General features: G+C 59.2%; 7 protein-coding genes and 1 pseudogene. 7 read left to right on the forward strand and 1 reads right to left on the reverse strand.

Going from position 1 to position 13,675, the window contains the following annotated elements; translation table 11 throughout:
• The 6 genes and pseudogenes from ACRRQW_RS14775 to ACRRQW_RS14800 all read left to right on the forward strand — a co-directional run.
• Positions 1-123: pseudogene (locus tag ACRRQW_RS14775) on the forward strand (GDP-mannose 4,6-dehydratase); the annotation flags it as partial.
• A gap of 20 nt (positions 124-143) precedes the next feature.
• A complete protein-coding gene (locus tag ACRRQW_RS14780) occupies positions 144-1,082 on the forward strand; it encodes a GDP-L-fucose synthase family protein (RefSeq protein ID WP_438482365.1) in 939 nt (312 codons plus the stop codon).
• A 97-nt stretch (positions 1,083-1,179) separates the two neighbouring features.
• Positions 1,180-1,548 carry a DUF4870 domain-containing protein gene (locus ACRRQW_RS14785; RefSeq protein WP_438482366.1) on the forward strand — a complete coding sequence of 123 codons (369 nt, stop codon included), beginning with the start codon at positions 1,180-1,182 and terminating at the stop codon, positions 1,546-1,548.
• A 121-nt stretch (positions 1,549-1,669) separates the two neighbouring features.
• Positions 1,670-2,816, forward strand: a protein-coding gene (gene prfB, locus ACRRQW_RS14790; protein ID WP_438482367.1) for a peptide chain release factor 2 whose coding sequence is annotated in 2 segments (ribosomal slippage) — positions 1,670-1,741 and positions 1,743-2,816 — 1,146 coding nt in all. Because the reading frame shifts where the segments join, the coding sequence is not laid out codon by codon here.
• Between the two features lie 80 nt (positions 2,817-2,896).
• Positions 2,897-4,333 (forward strand): hypothetical protein, encoded by a 1,437-nt coding sequence (locus ACRRQW_RS14795; RefSeq protein ID WP_438482368.1) that lies wholly within the window; start codon positions 2,897-2,899, stop codon positions 4,331-4,333.
• 15 nt (positions 4,334-4,348) lie between these two features.
• Positions 4,349-12,340: a LysM peptidoglycan-binding domain-containing protein gene (locus ACRRQW_RS14800; protein WP_438482369.1), complete on the forward strand. Its 7,992-nt coding sequence runs from the start codon at positions 4,349-4,351 to the stop codon at positions 12,338-12,340.
• Positions 12,341-12,601: 261 nt separating this feature from the next.
• On the opposite strand, the gene ACRRQW_RS14805 is transcribed toward ACRRQW_RS14800, so the two are convergent.
• Positions 12,602-12,847 carry a hypothetical protein gene (locus ACRRQW_RS14805; RefSeq protein WP_438482370.1) on the reverse strand — a complete coding sequence of 82 codons (246 nt, stop codon included), beginning with the start codon at positions 12,845-12,847 and terminating at the stop codon, positions 12,602-12,604.
• A 483-nt stretch (positions 12,848-13,330) separates the two neighbouring features.
• On the opposite strand from ACRRQW_RS14805, the gene ACRRQW_RS14810 reads away from it, so the two are divergent.
• Entirely contained in the window at positions 13,331-13,639 is a 309-nt protein-coding gene (locus tag ACRRQW_RS14810) for a helix-turn-helix domain-containing protein (protein ID WP_438482371.1), read from the forward strand.
• Positions 13,640-13,675 lie beyond the last annotated feature (36 nt).

Consider the following 13,675-nt stretch of genomic DNA (forward strand, 5'->3'; position numbering starts at 1 on the left):
GCGAAGAAACAACTGGGCTGGGAACCGAAGGTGAAGTTCAAGGAGCTCGTCAAAATCATGACTGAGGCCGACCTCGAACTCGCCAAACGCGAAGCCCAGATCAAGCAGTTGCCCAAACCGTAAGGCTGGTTTCTTTCGCGCGCATGAAACTGTTTATCGCAGGCCATAATGGCATGGTCGGTGCCGCCCTCGTGCGGCGTTTTAGCTCGGAGCCGGGCGTCACGTTGCTGCTCAAATCGCGTCGTGACGGCTTGGATCTGACAAATCAGGATTCCGTGAACGCGTTTTACGCGGCCGAAAAACCTGACGTCGCCATCATCGCCGCAGCGAAAGTCGGCGGCATTCACGCGAACAACACGTATCCGGCGGAGTTTCTTTTCGAGAATCTCGCGATCGCGGCCAACACGATTCACAGCGCGTATCAACACGGCGTAAAGCGGCTGCTGTTTCTCGGCAGTTCGTGCATTTATCCAAAGTTGGCACCGCAACCGATGGCAGAAAGCAGCCTGCTGACTGGCCCGCTCGAGCCGACCAACGAAGCTTATGCGATCGCGAAGATCGCCGGCCTCAAGCTCGCGGAATACTACCGCAAGCAATACGGCGTGCTCTACCACTCGGCGATGCCAACGAATCTCTACGGTCCGGTGGACAACTACCACCTGCAGAATTCTCACGTGCTGCCGGCGCTCATTCGGAAATTTCACGAAGCCAAAGAAGCTGGTCGCCCCGAAGTCGTCGCCTGGGGCACGGGTTCGCCGAAACGCGAATTTCTCCACGTCGATGATCTCGCCGACGCGTGTGCCTTTTTGCTGAAACAAGAAAATCCGCCCGACTTGCTCAACGTCGGCACCGGCACGGATGTGACCATTAAAGAGCTCACCGAAATCGTTGCTGAAGTGACCAGGTTTCAGGGCAAAATCGTGTGGGATTCCTCCAAGCCTGACGGCACGCCGCGCAAGCTCATGGACGTCTCGCGACTGGCCGCGCTCGGTTGGGCAGCGAAAATCGCTTTGCGCGAAGGCGTCGAGAAAACCTACGCGAGTTTCCTGGCCGAGAAAGCCGCCGGCACGTTGCGCGCTTAAAGCGAAAGTGGGTTGAAGCGAGGCATGGCGTTGACGCGCGTGCCGTGTGGGCGCAGCTTGGCGGTGTTCCTTCCCGAACCCTTCGACACATCTCCTTATGTCCACCACGATTGATATCGACCCGGCTCCGCCGCTTTCTTCCGAGGATCGCACCGTTGCGATTCTCAGTTACATCACGCTGATCGGATTCATTGTCGCGATTGTTATCCATGGTAACAAAAAGACCGCGCTCGGGGCATTTCACCTGCGGCAAACGTTGGGTTTGGTGATTTCGGCCATTGTAATCGGCGTGGGTGGCTGGGTGCTCGCGCTCATCCCAATTCTAGGCTGGCTGGCGATCCTCGCGATTTGGATCTGCTGGCTGATCATCTGGGTCACGGGGCTCATCGCGGCGATTAATGGCAAACTGACGCCGGCGCCGATCATGGGCGCGCAGTTCCAGAAGTGGTTTGCCAACACGTTTTGATCGGCAATTCAGCCGGATTTTTCAGCCGCCCGTCCAGGGCGGCTTTTTCATGCCCGCACGATTACCGGAGTTTCCGCTTGCGGCGGGGGCGCGGGTGCCAATTTTGAGCACTTCCAATCCAATGATTGCACCAGAAACCTTTTCACACATCGAAAACATAAAGAAGCGAGCGGGCTACTTATGGAGGTTTCTTTGACGTCGAACAAAAGCAGCGCGAAATAGAAGCGATGGAGGGTCAAATGGGTGACCCGACCTTCTGGGACAGCAGCGAACGCGCCCAAAAGCACATCGCCAAACTCAACGGCATCAAGCGCACCATCGGCGGGCTCGTCGCTTTCAACAAGCGCGTAGACGACGCCGCGGTGATGATTGAACTCATCGAAGCCGCGTCGCCGGAAGAGCAGGACGATTACACGAAAGAACTGGAGAGTTCAGTGAGCTCGATGGTCGCCGACCTTGAGCAACTCGAGATTGCTTCGTTCCTCACCGGCCAGTTCGACCGCAACAACGCCATTTTCAGTATTCAAGCGGGCGCGGGAGGCACGGAGTCTAACGACTGGGCGGATATTCTTTTCCGCATGTATTCTCGCTGGACGGAGCGTCGCGGCTACACCGTCGAACTGATGGATGTGCAGCCGGGCGACACCGCCGGCATTTCCAAGGCCACGATTTTGATCAAAGGCGAGAACGCCTACGGTTACGCGAAGGCAGAGCGCGGCGTGCATCGGCTCGTGCGCATCAGCCCGTTCGATTCGAACAAGCGTCGGCACACCTCGTTCTGCGCGATCGACGTCGTCGCGGAGATCACCGAGGACATCGACGTTGAGATCAAGGAAGAGGACGTGCGCGTAGACGTTTACCGTTCCTCTGGAAAAGGCGGTCAGGGCGTCAACACCACCGACTCCGCCGTGCGCCTCACGCACGCGCCCACCGGCATCGTGGTCGTGTGTCAAAACGAACGCTCGCAGATTAAGAACAAGGCCTCCGCGATGCAGGTGCTCAAGGCCCGTATTTACGAACGGCGCCAGGACGAGCAGCGCGCCGAGATGGATAAGTTTTACGGCGAGAAGGGTGAAATCGGTTTCGGTGCTCAGATTCGCAGCTATGTGTTGCAACCTTACCAGATGGTGAAGGATTTGCGCACCGGCGTGAGCACGAGCGACACCCAAGGCGTGCTTGATGGCGATTTGGATCGGTTTATCACGGGTTGGCTGCGCGCGGGCTGTCCGCGTCATCGCAACAAGGATATCCAGATCGATGACGAGTAAGCACTGCGCGCTCGGAAATTTGAGGAACTGAAACCCGCCGCGATTCGCAATTTCAGCTTTTCAACTTTTAGTCTGCCGCCATGCCCGATCTTTCGCTCGAAACCATTAAAGCCGCGCTGGCCGGCCAGTCGCTATTCGAGGACAAGACGTGGCAGCTGTCACCTCAAGCGTGGCAACTCACGCCCGAGCAAGCGGCGCAACTTGAGCAAATCGGGCCGGCTTGCCTCGAATTTCACCAAGCACTCGAGACCCTTTATTTGCGTTCAGTTGCCGGAAAAAATCTCCTGCGTAATAAACAACTGCTGGCGCCGTGGGTCGTCGATTATCTGGATCGCGGCAAGCCCGCCGACCTCGTTGCGCATGCGCGTGACCCGAAAAATCGCGGCGCATTTCCCACGGTGTTGCGCCCGGATTTATTGCTCACGGATGACGGTTTCGCGCTAACCGAACTCGACTCCGTGCCCGGCGGCATCGGGTTGACGGCGTTTCTCAACAAGCTTTACGGGAGCGACACCGACGCCGCCGTGCTCGGGCACAAAGACGCGATGGTGGAAAATTTCTACCAATCGCTCGCGACGCTTCGCCCCGAGACGCGCAATCCGCTCATCGCGCTCGTCGTGAGCGATGAAGCCGCGACTTATCGGCCCGAGATGCAATGGCTCGCGGAGCAATTGCAACGGCAAGGGCGCCGGGTGTTTTGCCTGCGTCCGGAGAATTTGTTTCCGCTCGGCGGAGAATTGTTCTTCGACGTCGAAGGCAATCCTGAGAAAATCGACATCATCTATCGCTTCTTCGAGTTATTCGACTGGGCGAACATCCGCATCGCGGCCGATATCATGGAAGCGTGGCAGAGTGGGGCGGTGACGATTGCGCCGCCAATGCGTCATTTCCAAGAAGAGAAACTTTCCCTCGCGCTTTTTCACCACCACCTCCTCAAAGATTTCTGGGCGGAACACGTGAGTCGTCGCAGCCTCGAGTTGTTGAAAAAGTTGATCCCGCAATCGTGGATCATGGAACCGGCGCCATTGCCACCCGGTGCGGTGCTGGATTCGCCGCGCGTCGGCGGACGGATGTTGAGCGACTGGCGCGAACTCTCGGGTGCGTCGCAAAAAGAGCGCGATCTCATCATCAAGATCAGCGGCTTTCACGAGACTGCGTGGGGCGCGCGCAGCGTTATTTTGGGCAGCGACTGCTCGCGCGAAGAATGGCAGGAGGGCATCGAGCAGGCCCTGAAGCTCGCGCCGACGAACCTCCACATTTTGCAGGAATACCGGAAACCGAAGCGCGTGGAGCATCTGCTTTACGAAAAGAGCGCAGGTCAGCCCTTGAGCGAAAACAGTCAGGCGGATTTGCCCGCGGTAGCCTCGTCGAAGGCAGGACGCCTGCGCCTTTGCCCGTATTATTTCGTGGTTGGCGGACAAGCTCGGCTCTCCGGCGCGTTGGCGACTTTTTGCCCGCCGGACAAAAAAATCATCCACGGCATGGTCGATGCAGCCTTGCTCCCTTCTAGGGTTTAATCCTTACTGTGTTGCGTGTATCAATTCACCACGCTCACTGGGCTAGTTAAGCATTTGAAGGTCAGGCGCTTGTTCGCCTGCGTCTTGCTGCTTGCGGTGGTGGGAATTGCCACCTCGAAAGCCCAGCAGCCGGCTCCGGCGGATTTGGCGCAAATCCGCGCGCGCGCCGACCAAGCTGACGCGGAAGCGCAAAATTCTCTCGGTAATATTTACACCAACGGCCTGCTCGGCGTTAAACAGGATTACGCGCAGGCACTCGATTGGTATCGCAAAGCAGGGGACAGAGGCTTCGCGCCCGCGCAATTTAATCTCGGACTCGTTTACGAAATGGGCCGCGGGGTGGCGGCGGATGAGCGGCAGGCATTCAAATATTATTTGATGGCCGCCGAGCAGGGTTTCGCCGCGGCACAGTTCAATATCGGCAACATGTATTCGTCCGGACGTGGCGTCGGTCAGGATCTGTTCGAGGCGAATCTTTGGTATAAACAAGCGGCAGAAAAAGGCATCGTCGAAGCGCAATTCAATCTCGGCCTCGGCTACGAAGCGGGCCGCGGCGTGAAGAAAGATGAAGTGCAAGCCGCGCGGTGGTATCGGCTCGCTGCTGACCGCGGATTTTCGCGCGCGCAATACAATCTCGGCCTCCTCTACGAAGACGGCCGCGGCGTCACGAAAAACGAAGCCACGGCTGCGAGTTATTACCGCGCCGCCGCAGAGCAGAGATTTGCGCCGGCGCAGAATAATTACGGCGTGATGATCTCCGAGGGCCGCGGCGGTTTGGCCAAAGATCCGATCGAAGCATATGTGTGGTTGAGCCTCGCGACGGAAAAAGGCGCGAATCCCGCCGCCCGCGATTTTGTCGCCCGCTCGCTTTCTCCCGAACAACTGGTCGCCGCAAACCGCACGGTCGCCGAGCGCAAGGGCGGCACTGCACCCGCTCCCGTGGTGGCTGCACCGGTCGAGGCCACCGCCGTGGCTTCACACGCGCCATCCACTCCGGATACCGCCAACGCCACGCGCATCGCGGAACTCACCGACGCGCTCAATCGCGCCCGCCTTGCCAACGCCCAATACGCCGAGGCCAACCAGCGCCTTGAGCTTGAGAAAGCTCAGCTTGCCCAACAACTCAGTCAGCCTACGGAAGCGGGCAAGCTGGTCGATCAACTCCGTGATCAGAGCCGCCGGCTCGCCGCGCAAGTGGAGTCCCTCACGATTGAAAAAGAGGTTTCCCAGCGCGAGACCTCCGTGCTCACGGCACAACTAAAAGACGCCCAGTCGGCCGCGCGCCAGCCTGCAACCGTGGCCGCGCCGCCCACTGCGGACGCGGCGAAATTCAAAGACGAAATCACCACGCTCACGGCTCAACTCGCGCAAGCGAACATCGAGCTGAATCAACAACGCCAAACCAATCAGCGCCTCACGCAGAGCAACACCGAGCTGCTTGAGAAGAGTAAGGTTGCGACCTCCACTCCGCGCACGACTTCTGCGAGCGACAGTGCCAGGTATCCTGTTCAAGACAGCGAGAAGGACTCGATCATCGCCGGCTTGCAGCGCGACATCATTCGCCTGAACGACGAAGTGAAACGCTCCACGCGCGAGCTCACCGCGGTCAATCTTCAGCTCCGTTCCACTCGCAACCAAGCCTCAGTTTCCGCGCCGACCGCTGCGCCGACTTCCGATCAAACGGCCCAGCTTCTCGCCAAAGCCGATCAAGCCGTCAAAGAAGCGAGTCGCTTTCAGGAGGAAAATATCCGCCTGAGCGCCCGGGTAGCCGACCTCGAAAAACAACCGAAGCCCACGCCGGTCGATGCCACCCTCGCGCCGCGTCTCGCCCAAGCGCAGCAAGAACTCCAGCAACTCAATACTCGGCTCTCCTCGGAAAATGCCAGCCTCACGCAAGCGCAAGCCCGCGTAGCCGAGTTGGAAAAACAGCTTTCCTCTGCGCAACAACAGGCAAGTGGCACGAACACGGACGTCGAGAAACTCCGCGCGCAACTCGCCGCAGCGAACCAATCGCTTCAGGAAAATGCTTCGCGCGTGGCGTCGCTGAACGAGGCTAATCAATCGCTCGCGCCGCGCCTCGCTCAATCGGAGCAAGAGTTAGCGCAATTGAATGCGAAAATTCTGGCAGGGAATGCCACTCTGGCGGATTCCCGGACTCGCGTTTCTGAACTGGAAAAGCAGCTCGCATCCTCGCAGCAGCAGGCCAGCGGCAGTGGATCCGATGTGGAAAAACTCCGCGCGCAACTTGCCGCGGCCAATCAATCACTCCATGAAAACAACGCGCGTGTCTCTTCGCTGAACGAAGCCAACCAAGCGCTCGCGCCACGTCTCGCTCAATCGCAGCAGGAACTCCAACAGCTCAACGCCCGGCTTTCTGCGGGTGCGGTCAGTCTCACGCAAGCGCAGGCCCGCACCGCCGAGTTGGAAAAGCAGCTCGCGTCTGCGCAACAGCAGGCCAGCGGCACGAACACGGATGTCGAAAAACTCCGCACGCAGCTCACTGCCGCGAATCAATCGCTGCAGGAAAACACTGCGCGCGTCGCGGCTCTAAACCAAGCAAACCAGCGCTTGGAAGCTGAAGTCTCCACCGCCAAACAAACGGGCGAACGCGCCGCCGCGCAGGCTCGCGAGCAGTTGGCTGCGTTGCAGAAAGATATTTCTGAAGCGCGCAAAAGTGCCGCCGGATTAACCGCCGCCCGCTCGGAAAACGAAAAATTGACGGCCCGTCTGGCCGAGTTGGAAAAACAGCCCAAGCCGGTGGTCGACGAAACGCTCGCCCCCAAACTCGCCCAAGCGGAGCAAGCCGCCGCGAAGCTCCAACAACAATTGCAGGAGTTGCAGAGCGAGAAAGCTGACTTGGAAAAGTGGGCGCAGACGCTTGAAAAAAGTCAGGAAGAAAAAACTGCTTTGGCCGGCGTTGCCGCAGCCGAGTCAACCGCACTGAAAGAAAAACTGGTCGTCGCCGAAAAACGTTTCGCAGACGCCGTTGCTTCCGCCGAGCAAGACAAGCAACTCGCGCAAAAACTTTCCGAGGAAAACAAAACGCTCGCGGAAAAAGCCAACACGGAATCAGGTCCGACTCGCGCGGCGCTGAATGAGTTGACCAGTCTCCGGCAGCAATTTGTCGCCGAAAAAGAGCGCTCCGAGCGTTGGATGAAATCCAGCCAGTCCATGACGGAAAAAGCTGCGGAGGAGAGCGGTAATGCGCGCAAGGCGCAGACCGCGCTCGCCGAAGCAAAGAACCAACTCGTCACAACCGAGAAGAAGCTCGCCGCCACGACTGCCGCAATCCAATCGCTCAACGCCGAACTCGAGGCCTCCAAGGCCGCCGCGTCCCGCGCGATTGCACTTGATGGCGAGGTCGCCAAACTGCGCACCGCAGAAGAAAACCTTGGCGCCTTGCGTCAAGAAAACGGACGCCTCACTTCACGGATTGCTGAGTTGGAAAACCAGCCGAAGCCGGTGATCGACCCGACTCTTTCGCCACGTCTTGAAGCCGCGCAGACCCGCGTCGTTGCCTTGGAAAAAGAACTGCAGACTGCGCAACAGCAGGCCGCCAACCTCACAGCGGCGAATGAGAAAATCTCCGCCAGCACGGTCGCCGAAAAAAATCTCGGCACCCAAGCGGTGGCCGCAGCTAACGCGCAGCTCGCAGAGTTGCGCGGACAACTTATCGCGGCGCAGAAAGACGCGGCGGCAGTCGCGTCGTTGCGCGATCAGAACGCAAAACTTTCCGCCCAGGTCACGCAGCTGGAAGCTCAGCCCAAGCCGGTCGTCGATAAAACCCTCGAACCGCGCCTCGCCGAGTCGCAGCAAAAAGTTGCCAGTTTGGAGAACGAGCTGCGCGCCGCGCAGCAACGCCTCACGAACGGTGCGGAACAGGTCAACGGATTGCGCGGCCAGCTCGCACTCGCGAGCCAGGCCGGTGCGCAAAACGAGGAAACTTTAACCAAGGCGCTGGCCGCGGCTGAAACCGCGAAGGCCGATCTGGATACCGCGAAGTTGCAGCTGACTGAAGCGCAGAAAGAGCTCTACACGCTGCGCCAGACCGCCGCTACGGCCAATGTTCTTCGTTCAGAAAATATGCGTCTTTCAGGGCGCATTGCCGATCTCGAGAAACTCGCAGAGACCGCCTCTGCCACGCAAGCGATCGCGCCGAAACTCGCCGAAGCGCAAATGCGCATCGCCGCCCTCGAGCAGGAATTGCTCGCGGCTCAGCAGCAGGCTTCGGGCAGTGGCGCCAACCTCGAGGAGCTAAGGAAGCAACTCGCCAGCGCGCAGGAACGCGTCACGCAAAGCACGGAAGCCATGGCCGGCTTACGCACCGAACTCGAGGCGGCCCGGAAAACCGCCGCCGATGCGACAACACTGCGGGCTGAGCTCACGACGTTGCGCGCCTCCACCGGTAACGTGACGGAACTCCGCGATGAAAACGCGCGGCTCGCTGCTCGTCTGCTCGACGTCGAATCCAAGCCGAAAGCCGCCGCCGGCGACCCCGCGCTCGCGCAGCAACTCGCCCAAGCGCAGCAACAGCTACGCGTCGTCACCGACAAAGCGGCGGCGGATCGCACCACTTACATTCAGTCGCAAGCGCGCGTCGCCAGCCTGGAAGCCGACCTGCGCATCCAACAACGCCAGACTTCTGGCAACACGGGTGAATTTGAGGCCGTTAAAAAGCAGCTGGTCGAAACGAATGCCGCGCTCGAAAAAGCAAATACCGATCTCGTAAAGCTTCAGTCGGAGATGGTGGCGATTCGCGAAAATGCGTCGATGGCGTCCGCGCTTAAGGAAGAAAACACGCAACTGACGGCGAGAATCACTGCCTTACAAAATCAACCTAAGCCGGTGGTTGATGAAACGCTCGCGCCACGTCTCGCGCAGGCGCAGCAACGCATCGTTTCTCTCGAAAAAGAATTAGACACCGTGCGCTTGGCCGCTTCGGAGAGCGCCGGGACTATTGAAGGTTTACAGAAACAACTGGGGGACGCTCAACAAGCTGCCGCCGCGACTGCCAACCTCCGAACAGAAAACAGCCGCCTCGCCGCGCGGGTGGCAGAGTTTGAAAAACGCCCTGTAGCTGACCAGACGCTCGCGCCGCGCCTCGCGCAAGCCCAAGAGCAGGTGAAGTCGGCTAACGAGCGGATTTCCACATTGGAAAATGATCTGCGCACGTCGCAACGGAATGTTTCCGGCAGCGCCGCCGGAGTCGAGGATCTGAGAAAGCAACTCGCCGCAGCGACGCAATCGCTCGAACAGAGTCAGGCCAGCGTGAAGGAGCTCACCGCGCTGAATTCCCAATTGGAGCAGGCGGCTTCGTCTTCGAAAGACACGCAGCAACGCGATATCGCCGCCGCCCGAGCCCAAGTCGCCTCAGTTCAGCGCGAACTCGCCAGCGCGAAAGAGTCCGCCGCTCAAGTGGTAAACTTACGCGAGGAAATCGAGCAGCTGCGCACGGCGTCCGCTGACGCGGTGAAACTCAGGGATGAAAATACCCGCCTCACGGCCCGGATTACGGAGCTTCAGAATCAACCGAAGCCGGCGATCGATGACACGCTGGCGCCGCGTCTGGCCCAGGCGCAGTCCCGTATTGCGGCATTGGAAGCTGATCTCCGCGCCACGCAGCAAAGCTCCGCCAGTCTCGACTCCCTCAAGAAGCAACTCGAAGAAGCAAATCAAGCGCTTGAGAAGAGTGGCTCGAATGTGGCCGAACTTACCGCGCTCAACGATCGTTTGGAAAAAGATATCGCGACGGCCCGCGAATCTTCACAGCGCGAACTCACCGCAGCACGCACGCAGGTGAGCGATCTCCAGCGTCAGGTTGCCGCTGCCCAGCAGGCATCGACCGGCAACACCGCTCTCCGTGACGAAGTCACGAAGCTGCGCGCGGAAACCGCCGGTCTGGCGACGTTGCGCAGTGAAAATGAACGCCTCCGGGCGAGCGCGACCACGGCGAATGAATTACGCGCCAAGGTCGAGCAACTGACGCGCGAAAATGAACAGGTGACGGGCTTCATGACGAGCAATCGTCGCGAACTTGACCAAGCCCAGACCAAGGTCGCAGATCTTGAAAAACAAATCGCCGCGACCCGAGCGTCCGGCTCGAAAGGCGCGGAAGAGGTTCGCAAGCTTCAAACCGATTTGGTCGACGCGAATCAGACGGTTGAGAAACTTACGGCGTCCGTCGCCGAGTTGACCGGCATCAACGATCGCCTTGAGCAGGATTTAGAAAGTGCGAAGAAGTCGGTGAGTGCGGCGCTCGCGGCGCAATCCCAAGCCATGTCGGCCACGCAGCCGGATGCCTACAAGATGGAGATCCGCACGCTCACTGCGCAGATCAAGGATTTGGAAACGCAGCTGGAGAATGATCGCGGCGAGGCAGCGAAAGAATTCGCTTCGCTGGCGTCCCAACTTCAGCGCGCTCGTGAGACCAATCGTTCGTTGAGTGAAGCGAATCGCTCGTTGATGAGCGCGAAGCAGGCGGAAATTCCCACCGTTAACAAAGACGAGTTTGACCAGCTGCAAGGCCGCGTGCGGGATTTGGTCGCGGTGGGTGATGACCTTCGCCGGAAAAATCAAAAGCTCACGGATGATAATCAGAGGTCGGCCGCCGATTTGAGCGGCTTGCGCCAACAGTTGGAAGATGCGCGGAAAGTCGCGACGGTGTTACCCGGTTTGGCTGACGAAAAAGCCGCGTTGCAAGAGCGCCTCGAAGCAGTCGGCACGCAGTTGGTGGCGGCGCAGCGGGAAATCGAAACTCTCCAGCGCAGCGGCAGCGATGCGGCGACGCGCCTTGCCAGTAGTCAGCAAACGGCCCAACGCACGGCGACGGAACTCGCCGCGTTGCGCGCGCGGGCGACCGATGCAGAGAAGGCGGCTGACAGCCACAACAACTCGGTGGCTGAGCTTACCGATCTCAATACCAAGCTCGAAGCGGAGCGTGATGACTTGCGCCGGCAAATTGTTGCAGCGCGCGCGGAGAGCACGCGTCTCTCCCAAGGCGTCGCTTCGGCCGAACAAACGCTGCAAAATCGGATTAAAGATCTCGTTTCTGTTGGCGACGAACTGCGCCGCCAGAATCAGAAGTTGGTCGATGATAATCGCAAGGCGTCCGAAGATCAGGCGGCGCTACGGCAGCAATTGGACGATGCGCGTAAAGTCGCCACGGTGTTGCCCGGTTTAGCGGACGAAAAAGCGGCGTTGCAGGAACGGCTGGAAGCCGTGGGCACGCAGCTTGCCACCGCGCAGCGCGAGAACGCGACGTTGAGGCGCACCGGCGACGATGCGACCACCCGGCTTGCGTCGAGTCAGCAAGCGACCCAGCGCGTCGAAGCGGAGTTGGCGGCATTGCGGGCACGCGCGACGGATGCCGAGAAAGCGGCCGATACGCATAACTCTTCGGTCGCGGAACTGACGGATCTCAATTCCAAGCTGGAAACGGAGCGCGATGATTTGCGGAGGCAGATTGCCTCCGCGCGCGCGGAAAATACACGTATCGCGCAGACGGCGACTTCGGCAGAACAGTTGAAAGTGGAAGCTGACCGCAGCGCGCAGCAAAATATCGATGCGTTGACCGTGCAGTTGGCGCAGGTGCGCCGCGAACTCCAGACTGTGCGCGATATCAACACGCGGGCGGCGGAGGTCAACGTGGCGCAGGAACGCGAGCGCGCGGCGGCGTTGAATCAATTGCGCCAGGAAAACAGCGCACTCGTGGCCCGACTGACGCAAGCGCAAGGCACGCTTGACCAGATTGCGTCAGCGGCGCGCCTCGCGACGCCCGCTTCGATGCTCGCCTCGGGTGGAAATCCGCCGGTAAACACGCAGTCATCGACGTCTTCCACGCAGCAGGTGGCACGTTACCACACCGTTACCGAGGGCGATTCGCTATCGCGCATCAGTTTGCGCTACTACGGCACTGCCAATCGCTGGCAGGATATTTTCCAAGCTAACCGCGAAGTTTTGCAGGGTTCAAATACGCTGCGAGTCGGCACACAGCTGCGGATTCCGTAAGTTTTGTAAAACGAGCGCAGATTTTTTGGCGAGGCCTTACGTCGACGCGGGGGAGCGACGAGGTCTTGCGTTATTGACGTAGGGTGGCTCGCTTGCGGGCGGCGTTGCGCGCGAGCGCGCAACCTACAAGAGATTTGGACTGGTGCGGCCTCGCGGGGCCGCTGGCGCCGCCTCTACGAGCACGGATTCGCTTCGATCGGGCACAAAAAAAGGCACACCGCGAACGGTGTGCCTCTTGAAATTACGATGCCTGAGATTTGCTTAGGCGACTGCGACCTGGCCCACCGGAGCAGCGGACTGCTTGGAGAGTTGGTTGAAGAATTGATCGCGGCGGTCGCGGGCAATTTTGACGTCTTTCGTGCCGAGGGAGCGACGGATGCGCTCTTTGGTGAAAGGCGTCGGATAGATCGTGTAGTGGAGGAACCACGTGCCGTTGTTATTCCACAGGTGGTGGTTCGGGTTCTCTTCGCTGATGCGGAGGGAGGCGAGGGTGATGATGTTGGACATGATGCGTGAGCGGTTAGCTGGGTTGATGGTTAATCGTTCGCGCATCAGGTTTTGTCCTGTAAAACGAAATGCCGCCTGAGAGCATCAGGCGGCATTTTCGCTTTTTAGGAGGAGTTTTTTGTTAGAGCGTTTTACCGCTCTCACATCCGGGCGACTTGCGTCGCTCGAAACCACCGTGATCACTCCTAGACCCGGTTGGCAGAACCAGTCGCTTTCGGCTGATCCTTTCCTGATGCAACGCGAACAGTGCAAATCGCCGCGTCCTATGCCAGAAAAATCTTTCGGTTTGGCCGAAGAATTTTTCACCGAAATGCTAAACGGCTGATTTTGGTTGGTTTAGCGAGGTGGCGGGACTGAAACTATTTTCAGCCCCGTGCGTAAGTGATAAGTATAAGACAGTTTCCCTCGAAGGGCGGGGCAAAAGAGTATCTTTTTTGATACAGTTTAGGTTGTGTTCTTTTGAACCGGCACAGAGAACGTGGCATGACGACTGACAAGCGGCTGCGTTTTGAGGAAGCCACGTCCGAGCATTTGCGCGAAGAGGGTGTCTATGGCGAGGTCGAGGCGGCGTTGTTGAAAAAAGTGATTGCCGTGACGCTGGCGCGACAAATGGAACGTCGGGAGATCACGGTGTCGGCGCTCGCGGAAACGCTTGGCACCAGCCGCGCGGCGCTGAACCGCATCCTCGATCCTGCGAATACTTCAATCACCTTGATGACACTCGCCCGCACCGCCGCGGCGCTCGGTTGCAAAATAAAAATGGAGATCGTGGTGCCGCGTGATGTGGGCTGAAGGTCTCTTTGAGTGCGCACGAAAAAGCCGGGCGGT

It is taken from the genome of Oleiharenicola lentus (assembly GCF_051660365.1).
GTDB classification, from domain to species: Bacteria; Verrucomicrobiota; Verrucomicrobiia; order Opitutales; family Opitutaceae; genus Lacunisphaera; species Lacunisphaera lenta_A.